General features: G+C 35.2%; 12 protein-coding genes and 1 pseudogene. 6 read left to right on the top strand and 7 right to left on the bottom strand.

The window, feature by feature from the left end; translation table 11 throughout:
• From K7G79_RS08360 to trpA, 3 genes are all read left to right on the top strand, one after another.
• Complete coding sequence (locus tag K7G79_RS08360) at window positions 1–699, top strand: phosphoribosylanthranilate isomerase (RefSeq protein WP_223550968.1); 699 nt, start codon at window positions 1–3, stop codon at window positions 697–699.
• 62 nt (window positions 700–761) lie between these two features.
• On the top strand, window positions 762–1,943 hold the full coding sequence (trpB, locus tag K7G79_RS08355) for a tryptophan synthase subunit beta (protein ID WP_223550966.1): 1,182 nt from the start codon (window positions 762–764) through the stop codon (window positions 1,941–1,943).
• Between the two features lie 40 nt (window positions 1,944–1,983).
• The gene (gene trpA, locus K7G79_RS08350) at window positions 1,984–2,748 is read left to right on the top strand and encodes a tryptophan synthase subunit alpha (protein WP_223550964.1); all 765 of its coding nucleotides are present in this window, start codon (window positions 1,984–1,986) and stop codon (window positions 2,746–2,748) included.
• Window positions 2,749–2,869: 121 nt separating this feature from the next.
• On the opposite strand, the gene K7G79_RS08345 is transcribed toward trpA, so the two are convergent.
• On the bottom strand, window positions 2,870–4,105 hold the full coding sequence (locus tag K7G79_RS08345; RefSeq protein ID WP_223550962.1) for an ABC transporter permease: 1,236 nt from the start codon (window positions 4,103–4,105) through the stop codon (window positions 2,870–2,872).
• 8 nt (window positions 4,106–4,113) lie between these two features.
• On the opposite strand from K7G79_RS08345, the gene K7G79_RS08340 reads away from it, so the two are divergent.
• Window positions 4,114–5,394 (top strand): exo-beta-N-acetylmuramidase NamZ domain-containing protein, encoded by a 1,281-nt coding sequence (locus tag K7G79_RS08340; RefSeq protein ID WP_223550960.1) that lies wholly within the window; start codon window positions 4,114–4,116, stop codon window positions 5,392–5,394.
• 3 nt (window positions 5,395–5,397) lie between these two features.
• Here K7G79_RS08340 and K7G79_RS08335 read toward each other — a convergent pair whose 3' ends face one another.
• Window positions 5,398–6,240 (bottom strand): sterol desaturase family protein, encoded by an 843-nt coding sequence (locus tag K7G79_RS08335; protein ID WP_223550959.1) that lies wholly within the window; start codon window positions 6,238–6,240, stop codon window positions 5,398–5,400.
• Window positions 6,241–6,268: 28 nt separating this feature from the next.
• Complete coding sequence (locus K7G79_RS08330) at window positions 6,269–6,760, bottom strand: YkgJ family cysteine cluster protein (RefSeq protein ID WP_223550957.1); 492 nt, start codon at window positions 6,758–6,760, stop codon at window positions 6,269–6,271.
• Window positions 6,761–6,858: 98 nt separating this feature from the next.
• Between K7G79_RS08330 and K7G79_RS08325 the strand changes: the two are divergent.
• Window positions 6,859–7,559: pseudogene (locus K7G79_RS08325) on the top strand (class I SAM-dependent methyltransferase).
• A 264-nt stretch (window positions 7,560–7,823) separates the two neighbouring features.
• Here K7G79_RS08325 and K7G79_RS08320 read toward each other — a convergent pair.
• The 3 genes from K7G79_RS08320 to K7G79_RS08310 all read right to left on the bottom strand — a co-directional run bounded on the left by K7G79_RS08320 (window position 7,824) and on the right by K7G79_RS08310 (window position 13,176).
• Entirely contained in the window at window positions 7,824–8,099 is a 276-nt protein-coding gene (locus tag K7G79_RS08320; protein ID WP_223550956.1) for a hypothetical protein, read from the bottom strand.
• Between the two features lie 296 nt (window positions 8,100–8,395).
• Window positions 8,396–10,120, bottom strand: coding sequence for a TonB-dependent receptor (locus K7G79_RS08315; RefSeq protein ID WP_223550954.1), 1,725 nt, complete (start codon window positions 10,118–10,120; stop codon window positions 8,396–8,398).
• A 38-nt stretch (window positions 10,121–10,158) separates the two neighbouring features.
• Window positions 10,159–13,176 carry a tetratricopeptide repeat protein gene (locus K7G79_RS08310; protein WP_223550952.1) on the bottom strand — a complete coding sequence of 1,006 codons (3,018 nt, stop codon included), beginning with the start codon at window positions 13,174–13,176 and terminating at the stop codon, window positions 10,159–10,161.
• Between the two features lie 192 nt (window positions 13,177–13,368).
• Between K7G79_RS08310 and K7G79_RS08305 the strand changes: the two genes are divergently transcribed.
• Complete coding sequence (locus K7G79_RS08305; protein WP_223550950.1) at window positions 13,369–14,052, top strand: cell division ATP-binding protein FtsE; 684 nt, start codon at window positions 13,369–13,371, stop codon at window positions 14,050–14,052.
• Here K7G79_RS08305 and obgE read toward each other — a convergent pair.
• The gene (gene obgE, locus K7G79_RS08300) at window positions 14,049–15,047 is read right to left on the bottom strand and encodes a GTPase ObgE (RefSeq protein ID WP_223550948.1); all 999 of its coding nucleotides are present in this window, start codon (window positions 15,045–15,047) and stop codon (window positions 14,049–14,051) included. The genes K7G79_RS08305 and obgE overlap by 4 nt on opposite strands.
• Window positions 15,048–15,092: the final 45 nt, after the last annotated feature.

Below are 15,092 nucleotides of genomic sequence, written 5' to 3'. Positions count from 1 at the left end.
ATGAAACTCAAGGTTTGCGGCATGAAATATCCAGATAACATTAAACAGGTTACTACTTTGCAACCCGATTATTTGGGCTTAATATTTTATGATAAGTCTGCAAGGTTTTTTAATGCTAATATCCCTGAAGTCCCTAATACTATAAAAAAAGTAGGTGTTTTTGTGGATGCTGATTTAGAGGATGTATTCAAAATCATAAAAAAGCATGATTTACAGGCCGTACAATTACATGGCAATGAATCACCTAATTATTGTACAGAATTAAAATCCAAATTGGATTTAATTAAACAACAATGGAAAGATAATGTTTGGAAACCCAATACACATAGACAAAGAATTGAATATTTAGAAGATATCGAAATCATAAAAGTCTTTTCCATAAAGGATGAGTTTAATTTTGAAGCTTTAAAACCATACGAAACGGTTTGTGACTATTATTTGTTCGATACTAAAGGCAAACTCCCCGGAGGGAATGGTTATACATTTAATTGGGATGTACTAAACCAATACCCATCAACTAAACCGTTCTTTTTAAGTGGCGGAATTGGTATCGACCAAATAAATGATATAAAATCATTTCAACAAAGCAAAGCTTCATATTACTGTTTTGCCCTAGATGTTAACAGTAAGTTTGAAATTAAACCTGGTTTAAAAGATATAAAATTATTAAAGGAATTTAAACAACATCTGTCATGCTGAACGCAGTCGAAACATTTTATCAGTAATACTTCACTTTGTTCAACATACATTAACACAATAAAATGAACTACAACGTAAACGAAAAGGGTTATTATGGTGAATTTGGAGGTGCTTACATCCCCGAAATGTTGTATCCCAATGTAGAGGAATTGCGCCAAAACTATTTAAAGGTCATGGCCGAAACCGAATTTCAAAAGGAATTCAACCAACTTTTAAAGGATTATGTAGGACGGCCTTCACCTTTGTACTATGCCAAACGCCTTTCAGAAAAATACAAAACCAAAATCTACTTAAAACGTGAGGACCTCAACCATACAGGTGCCCATAAAATAAACAATACCATTGGACAAATCCTTATGGCCAAACGTTTGGGTAAAACCCGGATTATAGCCGAAACAGGAGCTGGACAACATGGTGTGGCCACTGCTACCGTGTGTGCCTTAATGGGATTGGAATGTATTGTATATATGGGAGAAATAGACATAGCGCGACAAGCCCCTAATGTAGCCCGTATGAAAATGCTGGGCGCCAAAGTGGTTCCTGCAACATCGGGAAGCAAAACCTTAAAAGATGCTACCAATGAAGCAATTCGCGATTGGATAAATAACCCCGTCAACACACATTATATTATCGGTTCTGCGATAGGTCCCCATCCATACCCAGATATGGTGACTCGTTTTCAGGCTATCATTTCAGAGGAAATAAAATGGCAGTTAAAGGAACACGAAGGCAAAGAAAACCCAGATTACGTGGTTGCTTGTATTGGTGGTGGTAGCAATGCCGCCGGCACTTATTATCATTTTTTACATGAAGAAGATGTGAACATCATTTCGGTTGAAGCGGCCGGTTTAGGTGTACATTCAGGGGAGAGTGCAGCAACTTCAGTTCTTGGTAGAGATGGTATTATTCATGGTTGTAAAACTTTGTTGATGCAAACCATAGATGGACAGATTACAGAGCCCTACTCCATTTCGGCTGGATTGGATTACCCTGGTGTTGGACCCATGCATGCTCATTTGTGTAAAACGGGCCGTGCCCAATTTATGTCGATTACCGATGATGAAGCCATGAAAGCAGGATTAGAACTCTGTAAATTGGAAGGTATTATCCCTGCCATTGAAAGCTCGCATGCCTTGGCCATTTTTAAACAAAAACAGTTTAAACCTAGTGATGTAGTGGTATTGAGCCTTTCAGGAAGGGGAGATAAGGATTTACAGAATTATATTGAATATTTTAAAATTTAGATTTCCGCCTTCGCGGAAATAAAATAACAATTCATTTACAATGAATAGAATCAATCAAAAATTACAAGAAAACAAAAAGTTATTATCCATATATTTTACTGCAGGTTACCCAAACCTATATGATACCGTTTCCATCATTCAAGAATTGGAAAAAAATGGTGTTGATTTAGTTGAAATTGGCCTGCCATTTAGTGACCCGCTCGCCGATGGTCCTACCATTCAAGATAGTTCAACACAGGCTTTAAAAAATGGAATGACCACAGAAATTCTATTTAACCAATTAAAGGACATTAGACAAACCGTTTCCATTCCACTAATTATTATGGGCTATTTCAACCCCATGTTACAATACGGTGTTGAAGCATTTTGCCAAAAATGTCAAGAACTTGGAATCGACGGACTCATTATTCCTGATCTTCCTGTTGATGTATACCATGAAGAATATCAATCTACTTTCATAAAATATGGGTTAACCAATATCTTTTTAATTACGCCACAAACCAGTCACGAGCGTATTAGGTATATCGATTCTGTTTCCAACGGTTTTATCTATATGGTAAGTAGTGCCAGCACTACGGGAGCTAAATCTGGATTTGGCGATGAGCAAAACCAATACTTTAAGCGCATTGCCAATCTAAACCTTAAAAACCCACAAATTGTTGGTTTTGGTATTAGTAATAACCAAACATTTACACAAGCCACGTCTTATGCAAAAGGCGCTATTATTGGTAGTGCATTCGTTAAGTATTTAAAGACGCATGGAACAAATTCAATTTCTGGTTTTGTGAAGACGGTTTTAGGTTAAGAATTATTTTGCGCAGGTAGATTGTAGCTCCATCATTTAATTTGGCGGTTTAGAAAGAGGGGTTCAATAAATTAAAGATAATTAGAGAATGCCCGAAAGAAACTCCAAATTTTATAAGTTTTTATTCAAATCTAATTGCCTTAACAGGTGAAATTTTAGTGATGATATACGATGGCACTAATAGCATTAACAAACATATTGCCATTGTACCAAAATTTAAAGCAACAATATAGCCCACGTTAATAAACACAGGGGCTTCGGTAACATAATAAACACTAGGATCCAACGGAAACAATTTAAAGTATTTTTGAGCAAAAAGAAGTCCTAATCCAATACTATTTCCCCAAAACAACCCAAGGATTATCAAATAGTAAGCATTATAAATAAATAATTTTCGGATACTCCAATTATCGCTACCCAATGCTTTTAAGATGCCTATCATTTGGGTACGCTCTAAAATAAGCACCAATAAAGCAGTTATCATGTTGATGCCAGCAATAAGAATCATAATACCAATAATGCCATAAATGTTAGTATCGAAAATCTTAATCCATTCAAAAATGGAATAATATTTATCGGAAACGGTTTGGGTATTTAATTCTGATGGTGTGTTTTTATAGATTTCAATACCCTTTTTCTCCAACTCACTATAATCGTCAATAAAAACCTCAAAATTGCCTATATCATCTTCATCCCATTTATTTAAGCGTTGAATGTGGCGCAGATTTCCAATGAGGTATTGTTTATCCAAATCCTGAAACCCAGAACTATACACCCCTACAATGTGGCATTTTACATAATTTGGTGCTTTTTCTGGGTCACTATTTACAAAAACCATTTGGAAACTATCTCCTAATTTGAACCCTAAACGATTAGCCAAATATTGTGAAATAAGTACTTCCTCACTCCATTTCTTTTCAAAACTTGGTTTACGTCCTTGAACTAGAAACGCTTCAAAATATTTCCAATCGTAATCCATTCCCACGCCCTTATAAACGGCAACTTCAAAATCGTTTTCAGTTCGTATCAAGCCTAGTTTAGTTGCAACAGCTTGAATATGAGTTATCCCTGCAACCGATTTAAACTCTGGATAAAATTCTTGCTTTTTTGATATGGGAACAATGCTTTCCTGAGAATTATTACTATCGTAATTGGCAATAGTTACATGACCATTAAACGCCACCACTTTATCACGAATCTTTTGTTGAAGTCCTATGCCCGTTGCAATAGCAATCATCATAACCACAATACCTATAGCAATTGCGGCAATTCCAATTTTTATTATTGGTGCCGAAATACTACTTTTATATGCTTTACTTGCTATAATGCGTTTAGCTATAAAATATTCGTAATTCAAAATTTGCTATGACTTTTTATCTGTTCAAAAATACAGTTTTATTCCCGATAATTATTGGTATTGTTTTAATGATTTCCTGTGGTTCTAAAGCAAAAAATAATGATGAAGTTAAAGAAATATGTCATAAAGTAAAGAAGGACAGTCTTATTATTGTTGGTGCCAATCAAACAGAGTCCTATTTACCCCTACTAAAAAACAAAAGTATTGGCATTGTTGCTAATCAAACTTCGGTAATATTTAAAAACAGGGTATCTTCGAGTTACTCAGACACGAACATTTCGCAAAATCTTATTTTCATACATCTAGTAGATTCTCTATTAACATTAAACATAAACATTAAAAAAGTATTTTCTCCCGAACATGGGTTTCGTGGTACGGCAGATGCCGGTGAAAAGGTTAAGGATGGTATTGATTCCAAAACCAATTTACCTATTGTTTCCCTATATGGAAGTAACCGAAAACCAACTCCCAGTCAATTAGAGGATTTAGATGTCGTAATTTTCGATATCCAAGATGTAGGGGTACGTTTCTATACTTACATTTCAACCTTACATTACATCATGGAAGCCTGTGCCGAAGCCAACATTCCCGTATTGATTTTTGATCGTCCCAATCCTAACGGACATTATATTGACGGCCCTACTTTAGAAATAGAAAACAAAAGTTTTTTGGGCATGCACCCTATTCCTCTAGTACATGGCATGACCATTGGGGAATATGCCCAAATGATCAATGGTGAAAAATGGTTGAATAATGGGATACAATGTAAATTAACAATTATTCCCGTCGAAAATTATAATCATTTTTTGACTTATAGCTTACCTATAAGGCCTTCACCCAATTTACCAAATGATCAATCCATAAAACTGTATCCAAGTCTTGGGCTTTTTGAAGGGACCAATATCAATGCGGGACGTGGTACAGAATTTCAATTTCAACGTTATGGGGCTCCTTTTTTAGATAGTACCATTTTCAATTTCACCTATACCCCTATTGAAAATTTTGGCGCTAAACAGCCAAAACATAAAAATGAACTTTGCTATGGGGAAGATTTAAGCAACGACAACTTAAATGGTGAAGTCTCATTAAAATGGGTAATGAAAGCTTACCAACATGCAAACGACAAATCCCAAGTATTTAACACAGGTAATTTCACCAAACATGCCGGCACCGATAAGCTTCAAAAACAAATAGAAGCAGGTCTATCTGAAACAGAAATTAAAGCGTCTTGGGAAGCCGATTTAAACGTGTTTAAGGCGATAAGAAAAAAGTACCTAATCTATCCTTAAAAGCTAGTTATCCTTGTTCGCTTTAAACGTAGGTTTTTGATATTCTTGAAAGGGTTGAATCAACAAATTCTTTATATTGCTGTTTTGTTTTTCATTTGGAAATACATCCACTCCATAGATGATATCTTTCGTATCCAATTTCATATAAGTTCCTAGAAGCCTATCCCAAACTGAAAAAATATTCCCATAGTTAGAATCGGTGTAAGGCATCCTATAATGGTGGTGTACCTTGTGCATATCTGGAGACACAAGCACATAACTCAAGGTATTATCAACTTTTTTAGGCAATTTTATATTTGCATGGCTAAATTGAGTGGCCAGTACCGATAAGGATTGGTATAGAAATACTAACCCTATAGGAATTCCCACTATAAAGACACCAAGCATTGTAAATAAAAATCGAATTATACTCTCAATCGGGTGATGTCTATTTGCTGTAGTAACATCTACCTTATGATCGGTATGGTGAACCAAATGCACCATCCAAAGTGGTTTAACCTTATGTTCTATGTAGTGAGGTAAATAAGCTCCAAAAAAATCCATCAAAACCAAACCTATGATACTATATAACCACAAAGACATCTCTGGTAACCAATTAATGATTCCAAAATGGCTATCCTTAACCCAATCAGCTGTTTGTAATAACATAAAGGCTAAAGGCAAATTGACTAATATTAAAGTTATGTTGAAAAACAAATTAGGTATTGCATGACGCCATTTTCTATAATTGAATTTAAATAAGGGTATTAAACCTTCAACTATCCAAAACAAGGTTAGTCCACTTACAATTAAGATAACACGATGGTGCCTAGGGATAGTTTCAAAATAATGTATAATGGTTTCCACAATGAAAATGGTTTACTGACTAAAATAACTATTTTATCCGTTGCTTCATAGCCTCCACAATGTTAAAAGCTGCTGGGCAAATGGCCACATTTTTTAAGGTTAAACTAGAAATCTGTTGAAACTTTTTCCGATCGGTATGGGGAAATTCACGACAGGCTTTTGGACGCACATCATAAATAGTACAATAATTATCTGCCCCTAAAAAGGTACAGGGTACACTTTGTAGAACATAATCGTTGTCCTCATCAATACGTAAATAGTACTCTATAAATTGTTGTGGCTTCTGTTTAAAGAACTTAGCAATACGCTCTATGTCCTTATCAGTAAACAAAGGCCCTGTAGTTTTACAGCAATTGGCACATTGCAAACAATCAGTTTGTTGAAACTCCTCATCGTGTAATTCCTGCATGAGGTAATCCAAATCCTTTGGAGGTTTCTTTTTAAGCTTGGCAAAGAACTTTTTATTTTCGTTATGCTTATCTTTGGCTAGCTTTGGAAGATTGTTTATTAGTTCTTGCATGGTGTAAAAATACTTAATCTTTGTCATTCAGAACAAAGTGAAGAATCTAAAATTTACTAGGTTTCGACTACGTTCAACAAGACATTAAACTTTTTATTTTGAAAGACCTCTTCGGAAACGCATTGTTGGATTACCAAAACGGAAACTATACAGAAGACCTCATCACTTCAACCAGTATTTCCGATGATGACGTGCTGCCCCTACCCTATTTATTTCGTGATTTTAAGGCCATGCCCAAACTGGAACAAAAAGCTTTAACATTAGCTAGAGGTAAGGTTTTGGATGTAGGTTGCGGAAGCGGAAGCCATAGTTTGTTTCTACAACATAAGAGTTTATATGTAAAAGCCATTGATATTTCACAAGGTGCGATACAAGTGGCCCAAGCAAGAGGTGTAAAACATGCCAAAGTCTTAAATGTTTTAAAGGAAACCGAAACATTCGATACCATTTTATTGCTTATGAATGGCACCGGCATATTTCAGAAATGGTACAGGTTTCAAACTATTTAATCCATTTAAAAAGTCTGTTGAAACCAAATGGTCAAATCTTAATCGATTCCTCTGATATCAAATATATGTTTGAAGACGACGATGGTGGTTTTTGGATTGAAACCAATGCAAGTTACTATGGCGAACTGGATTATTACTTGTCCTATAAAGGAGAAAATGAACAGCCCATGAAATGGCTTTACTTAGACTTTGACACCTTAAAATTCGTCTGTAATTCCACTGGTCTAAATTGTGAATTGGTTATGGACGGCGAGCACTTTGATTATTTGGCAAGGTTATATGTCAGCTAGGTTATTTAACGTTTTTGGTAAATTCAATTTCCAATCAGCAGTTTCAAACTTATCAACTATTCTATTGTTTTTATCAATTACATAATAGGTTCTAGAACAATATTGTTTCCTAAATTTCTCATAAACACCTTTATTAAAGACTTCATCAACGTCAACAAATAATCCTTCCTGATTTTTATCAATTTTAGAATCTAATCCAATTACGTGTACTTCGTTCCCAAAAGCAGCTTTTAAATTGCTAATGGCTTGAGTGGATATTTTGTCTCACCCACAACCACAAGCATTAGCCACGACAATAACCTTATCGTGTAAGGCTTTTGAATTAACAGTTTCTCCCGAAATGGAAATAGCTTCAAATTCTGGAGCCAGCATTCCTAATTGTGTTCCAACTTTACTTTCAAAATCAGTTTCTTTAACAAGCGTAATTTCATCTCCCAACTTTGATATTTCAGCAAAACGATAATAGCTATTGTTCAGTTTAAAAAATTCATCAAGAGTTATTACTTCCTTAGAGCAATGTATCCTTAACCCTTTTCCCATTTGAAATCATTGCTGCTTCTGTAAACATCCCGTATGTAAAATCTCCTGATCTTGTTGAAATCAATCCAATTTTATATTCAATATCATCTATTTTAAAATTAGCAATTAAATGCTCATTACGTCCGCAAAAGAAAAATAAATAAAATTATACTAAAGAGAGTTTTTATCATGGTTATAAGGTTGGTAATAAATAACAATAAAATCCATTAGTTATTGCTTTAAAATAAATGTAAAAAATCAGCACTATTCTTTTCATAGCAATGGATTACCTTTTAAGTAAATTGAACCAACGGACTTTAAAAATCAAACTTAAACGTTGCTCCCGCTAAAAATTGTATCCCTTGTACAGGATAAAACATCCATCGTTGGTAAGTATTGTTAGCAATATTATTAGCTTTTGCAAAAACCGCAATTTTATCATTAATGTTATAACCTAAATGGGCATTGGCGTCAAAATAACTATCCAAGGTCACCACCATAGCTTGTGGCTCTTGAAATGGCTCTATCATACTTAATAAATCTTGACGCTCTCCTATGTAAAACAAATTAGCTCCTGCAAACCAATGTTCGTCTATTTGGTAATCTAAAAACAACGACCCTTTAATATCGGGTAAATTCCATGCTTCTTCTTCATCATTTGTAGAATAACTAAAATATTCTGCCCTAATACCTAAAGTAAAATTTCGGTTAACATCTACATTTATCCCTCCTGCAAGACTAAAGGTATTCACATCGTCATAAACTAAACCAAAAGAATTACTGTATTGATAATCTTCGGCATCAGTGAAGTCAAAAAAGGTTGTATTATGTCTATACAATGCCTTATTTCTATCGGCCAAATAGCCCCCACTTATATTATAACTCATATTACTGGACAGCTTTCCCTTTAAACCAACATAGGCATTGTACTGCTGGTCTGTGGGCATAATAAACAATGTTGGCGATACAAAAGGGTTTTCGTTTGCAAAATCGTAATACGAATTTTGTATCACCCCCCCCTCAATACCAGCGTAAGCAATCAACACATCATTAACCAAGCGGTAAGTGGCTGTTATTTTTGGGTAGATATAAAACTTGCCATCACCACTTTCCTTATCACTCAAATAAAATAGCGATGCACCAAAATTAACGGTTAAATCGTCCTGTTTCATCTCATACTGTGACCCCACTCCTATTTGAAAGTTCCCATAATTTAAGGCTTCACTTATATCGAAAGACCCACCTATGTAATCAAAAACCAAATCTGTAGACAATTCCTCTTCTCCAATGGGAATATCAAATATCGTTTTAAATTTGAAACGGTTTTCACCCGATCCATGATTATCACCAAAACGTCTAAAAAAGAAACTTCCTGAATTAATATAAGTGTCTTCAAAAGCGATGTCGCCACCAAAATGGGCGCTGTAAAACGAATGATCTACTTGGATATTACTGGATTTAGTAAAATTAACTAAAGCCTCTTCCACACCATACCAATTATAAGTCTGTCTTTGAAAACCGCCTTCTACATTCCAAGATAAATCCCGTAATCGTGACGAATAATTGACATTGATTTTAGAATCTGAAAAATCGTCTTCAAACTGTACGCCTTCAATACCACCCTGTGAGGAATGATGACTTAAATAACCTCCAACGCTTTCGGTTCTGCTAATGGCATGATTTAAATATAACTCGCCCAAAAGGGTTGTATATGTACCTACACCTAAAGTAGCATAATTATCATATAGCTTCACGGGTTTTGTCTTTTCAACTACGGCAGCTTTTCCTTTTGCAGGAGTAAAGGTTGATGCTACTGGAATAGAGAAAATGTTATATTTGATATCCTTTTTTGTATCGGTTACGGCATCATCTAAGGTTGGGGTCTCCTTTACTTTAAAAGCATCGGATATAGATGGCGTATAAGGTTTAACAACATCTATAACCCCTGTATTAAGTGTATCGCTTTGCTTTCTTTGGGCAAATACTAATGTTATTTCTAATAAAAAAACAATTACTGTTATATGTTTTATGTGCTTTCGCATAAGTTTTGATTTACGATTGACGATTGACGAATTTTTAATTAATCTTCGGTTTGAATAGATGAATTTGTTTTTGCCTCTTCTTGCCTAATTTTGTCAAGTTCAGCTTTGGCCTCTTGAACTATATCATCAAACTCCTTAAAGTTTTCAATAACACTTTCTAAGATGTAAGTGGTCTGAAATGCATCGTTTAAGGCATAAAAGTTTTTAGCCATCAATACCAATCCTTTGGCACTATAATATTTATATCCTGAAAAGTCCTTTGCCAATTTTTGTACCGATTTATTCGAGGCTTCAAACTGACCTTCCTTATGCTTAAAGTATGCATTATAATAAAGTGCCTCAGCAGCAGTTTCTCCCATTGCCACGGTTTCTACATTGACATAAGCTGTTTTAGCTTTGGCTTCATCTCCAGTTTTTATGGCTGAACGGGCTATGATGATATAAGCGTCACTTTTAATTTTATTATCAATTTTGGAATTACCCAATACTTTTTCAGCATAACTTACAGCCTGATTGAATTTCTCCAATCGATAATTGGCCTTCATTAAATTAGACTGCGCAAAAATGACATTCTGCGAAAAGTTAGCCTCTTGCTCCAAGCGTGACAATAGTGGCATGGCTTCGTTCCAGTTTTTGCTTTCCAAATGGTATTGGGACAAACGTGACAATGCTTCTTCGGTAAATTCGTTTTGTGAGGCCCCAACCACATATTTATAATGCGGGGCAGCATTACCTTTCAAATCCTTTTTAAAATACAGCTGCGCTAAATAGAAATGGGATTGTAAGGCATGTATTCCGTTAGGGAACTCATTTAAATAACCATTAAATTGTTTAATGGCCTTATCGGTATTGTTATCCAAATACTGTTTTTCAGCAGCCTCGTAAGTCGCGTTTTCTAAATCGGCATCAGTAACTTCAACATAATCCAAACCGCGTACCCAATTAGCATATTCATTTACACGTCCTAAATCTATATATATCAATCGTGCCGTCGATACCGCCTGTTGTGCTTCTGGGGTATTAGGAAAATCGTTAGCTACTTTTTTAAATTTAGACAAAGCCTGTTCATTTTGGCTGTTATTATAATAAACCAACCCTTGACGTAACAATGCTTTAGGGACAAAAGAGCTCATACGGTACTCACTATTTAAACGGTTATAAGCTGTCATGGCCCTATCCGTTTGGCCTTCTTTTACATAAGAATTACCAAGCTCGTACATGGCGTCATCCCTTAATTTCGAATCGGAATACGCCTCTATAAACGTTTCCAGTTCTGTTATTTTTTTTGATGACTTTCCTAAATAGCCCGCACTTAATGCCTTCTGAAAAAATGGATAATCGGAATCTATTTCACTGATTTCAATCGCATGTTCGTAAGCCTCTATAGCTTTGTTATATTCGCTTGACACAAAATAACCATCGCCCAATCTCAAATAGGCATCATTAAGCCTTACTTTATCTTCCTTTGTGTTTTTAATGAACGTATTGAAATACTCTGTTGCCTTGGTATAATTCTTTAGTTTAAAATAGGTGTAGGCTATATTATAATCTATATTCTCCATTTCTGACAACGCAAATTGTCCCTGTTGTTCAAACTGTTTGAAACCAACCAATGCATCATTATAATTGGTTAAATTAAAATCGGTTTCGGCTTTCCAAAATATGGCCCTAGCTGTATAATTTGAATCCCTTGGTTCTTTTAACGAAGCTTTAAACAAATTTGAAGCCTCCAAATATCGTCCCTCATTAAAAAGCTCAATACCTCTATAAAATGCCACTTTTTGATAAGCCACTTTGTTTTCAAAACTTCGCTTACCTTCCAATAGGTTTAAAGCTTCTTTAAAATTTTTTGATGTAATATAAGAGTCTATTAACAAAGTTTCAATTTCCTCTTTATAACTCGTGTTGGGGTATTTATCCAAATATCCTGCTAAAACTTGTGGTGTTGGCTGATACGGATTCCCTATTTCATAACTAATCTTAGCATAATTCAACCATGCATCTTCTTGGATTTTTAAGTTGAAATCCATTTCAGAAGCATTTTTAAAGGCGTTTAATGCCTCTTGCTTTTTATCTAAATTGATATAGCTCTCGCCTAAATGATAATAGGCATTTTGGGCGATTGAATTGTTTCCTCCAACAAATTTATTAAACTCAGACACAGCATTTTCGTAATCCCCTTGTTTGTAATAGGCATATCCCAACTGATAGAAATCGGTGTTGTTCCACTTACCGCGTTTACCTTTATATGCCTTTAAATAAGGAATGGCTGATTCATATTGCTTTAAGTTAAAATAACTTTCCCCAATAATTTTTGAGAGTTCGGAAACTTCGGCTTCATCACTAGCATCTATGCGTTCTTTTGCCAATTCGATCGCTTTTTCAAATTTCCCCAGCTTAAAGTTTAAATCGGCTTGGTAATACGACAATTTTTCTTGATATCGTTCTTGGTCACTTACTTGGTCAAAATACTCATTAGCTTGATCGTAATCGTCACTTTCATAAGCCATAAAGCCTATATAATATTTAGCTTGAGAACCATATTTTTGTGAATTCTCCACACGGCTCAAATATTTTTTGGCCTCCTTAAAACGTTTTGTTGAAAACGCAGCATAGCCGTTGTTAAAATTAAATTTATCCCGTTCAAATCTACTTAAAGCATCTTCGTTTACTTTGTCGTACCACTTCTTGGCATAGGCGTATTTGGAATTCTCAAAATAGTAATCGCCTACATCTACAAAAGCGGTATTACACTTTGTACTGGTTGGATATTCTTCTACAAAATCTTCTACCAAACCATCGGCATTTTGTTGATTTAATCGTACTGCACAATTGGCTATATAATATGCACAATCAGATTTCATGATTTCCTCGTCAGCAGTTTTTTTAACATGCCTAAACATGGATTGTGCTGCTAAATATTGCTGATTTTTATATAAGGAAAGTGCTTTTTGATAATCTACTAAATTACTAGTATATGTTGCTGATTGCTGGCAAAACACATGAAAACTAAACGGCAAAACCAGCACTAGTACTGCTAATTTATTAATTGTCATTAACGTTGGGGTTTAAATTTAAAATCAAAGATAATTTAATCTAAACCTTATAACGCAACAATCGTGCTATAATTATAAACGAAGTTATTAAATGTGATTTTAAGACAATGGAGTTTAGATTATAGAGCCTAGATAGCGCAATATTTGTTTGAAAACCTTTAACTTTGAGCTTTAAACTCTGAACTTAAAAATATGCCTAATCCTATTTTACAATTAAAAAACGCATCCATTTATCAAGGTGGAAGCCTTGTACTTTCAAATGTTAACGTAGAAGTAAACAAAGGTGATTTTGTGTACTTAATTGGTAAAACAGGCTCTGGAAAAAGTAGTTTTATGAAAACACTATATGGCGACCTCGCCTTAGCTGAGGGTGAAGGCCATATTGTAGATTACAATTTAAAAACACTCCAAGAAAAAGATATTCCATTTTTAAGACGCAAGTTAGGTGTGGTTTTTCAGGATTTTAAATTACTTACCGATAGGACAGTTAAGGATAATTTATTGTTTGTTTTAAAAGCAACAGGATGGAAGGACAAAACCAAAATGGACACCCGTGTTGAAGAAGTTTTAACAAAAGTAGACATGAAAACCAAGGGTTTTAAATTTCCTCACGAACTTTCTGGTGGAGAGCAGCAACGTATTGCAATTGCAAGAGCTTTGTTAAATAATCCTGAGCTTATTTTGGCTGATGAACCTACTGGGAACCTCGATCCACAAACTAGTGTAGAGGTTATGGAAGTACTTCAAGATATTAATAAAAATGGCAACACCATTTTAATGGCCACACACGACTATGCCCTTTTGCTTAAATACCCAAGCAAAACCTTAAAGTGTGATAATAATGAAGTTTATGAAGTCGTACAAAGAAAGGCTTAATCATTCAACACCTTCCAAAGCTTGTCTTTTAGCTCTTGAATGCCCTGATGTGCTATCGAGGAAATAAACACATAAGGAATAGGCAACTCATTATCCAATTCTGTTTTTAATTCGGCCTTAAGCTCATCATCCAGCATATCACATTTTGATATGGCTATCATACGCTCCTTGTCCAACATTTCTGGATTATAGCGCCTTAACTCATCCAACAATATATCGTATTGCTTTCTAATATCATCGGCATCAGCTGGAATTAAAAACAACAAAACCGAATTACGTTCAATGTGCCTTAAAAAATAATATCCCAAGCCTTTACCTTCGGCAGCGCCTTCAATAATTCCTGGAATATCTGCCATCACAAAACTCTTAAAATCGCGATACTCTACAATACCCAAATTGGGCTTAAGGGTAGTAAACTCATAATCGGCTATCTTTGGTTTTGCTGAAGTCATTACTGAGAGTAAGGTAGACTTACCTGCATTGGGGAAACCTACCAAGCCTACATCAGCCAACACCTTTAATTCTAGAGTAATATTTTTTTCCTCAAGAGGCAATCCAGGTTGTGCATAACGCGGTGTTTGGTTGGTGGCCGATTTAAAATGCCAGTTCCCTAATCCTCCCTTACCTCCTTTGGCTATAATTTTTTGATCACCATGTTGGGTAATCTCAAAAATAACGGTATTAGTTTCCGTATCTCGAACTACCGTACCTAATGGCACTTCTACATAAACATCTTCACCATCTGCCCCTGTGCTTCTACTACTACCACCATGCTCTCCATGACCTGCCCGAACGTGCTTTTTAAACTTTAAATGAAAAAGTGTCCATAGGTTAGAATTACCTCGAATAATAACATGACCACCACGCCCACCATCACCTCCATCGGGTCCTCCTTTGGCGATATATTTTTCGCGATGTAAATGGGCGGAGCCTTTACCCCCGTTACCGGAAGCGACATACATTTTAACAAAATCAACAAAATTACCTTCGGTCATGTTTGAGTTTAAAGTTTATAAAGTTTAAAGTTCAACGTTTAAACT

The organism is Aestuariivivens sp. NBU2969 (genome assembly GCF_019931125.1).
GTDB lineage: Bacteria > Bacteroidota > Bacteroidia > Flavobacteriales > Flavobacteriaceae > Aestuariivivens > Aestuariivivens marinum.
This window is presented reverse-complemented; position numbering and strand designations above follow the sequence as displayed.

Coding starts and splice junctions, on each gene's coding strand:
- K7G79_RS08360 (WP_223550968.1), top strand. CDS start 1: ATGAAACTCAAGGTTTGCGGCATGAAATATCCAGATAACATTAAACAG.
- trpB (WP_223550966.1), top strand. CDS start 762: ATGAACTACAACGTAAACGAAAAGGGTTATTATGGTGAATTTGGAGGT.
- trpA (WP_223550964.1), top strand. CDS start 1,984: ATGAATAGAATCAATCAAAAATTACAAGAAAACAAAAAGTTATTATCC.
- K7G79_RS08340 (WP_223550960.1), top strand. CDS start 4,114: ATGACTTTTTATCTGTTCAAAAATACAGTTTTATTCCCGATAATTATT.
- K7G79_RS08330 (WP_223550957.1), bottom strand. CDS start 6,760: ATGCAAGAACTAATAAACAATCTTCCAAAGCTAGCCAAAGATAAGCAT.
- K7G79_RS08320 (WP_223550956.1), bottom strand. CDS start 8,099: ATGGGAAAAGGGTTAAGGATACATTGCTCTAAGGAAGTAATAACTCTT.
- K7G79_RS08315 (WP_223550954.1), bottom strand. CDS start 10,120: ATGCGAAAGCACATAAAACATATAACAGTAATTGTTTTTTTATTAGAA.
- K7G79_RS08310 (WP_223550952.1), bottom strand. CDS start 13,176: ATGACAATTAATAAATTAGCAGTACTAGTGCTGGTTTTGCCGTTTAGT.
- K7G79_RS08305 (WP_223550950.1), top strand. CDS start 13,369: ATGCCTAATCCTATTTTACAATTAAAAAACGCATCCATTTATCAAGGT.
- obgE (WP_223550948.1), bottom strand. CDS start 15,047: ATGACCGAAGGTAATTTTGTTGATTTTGTTAAAATGTATGTCGCTTCC.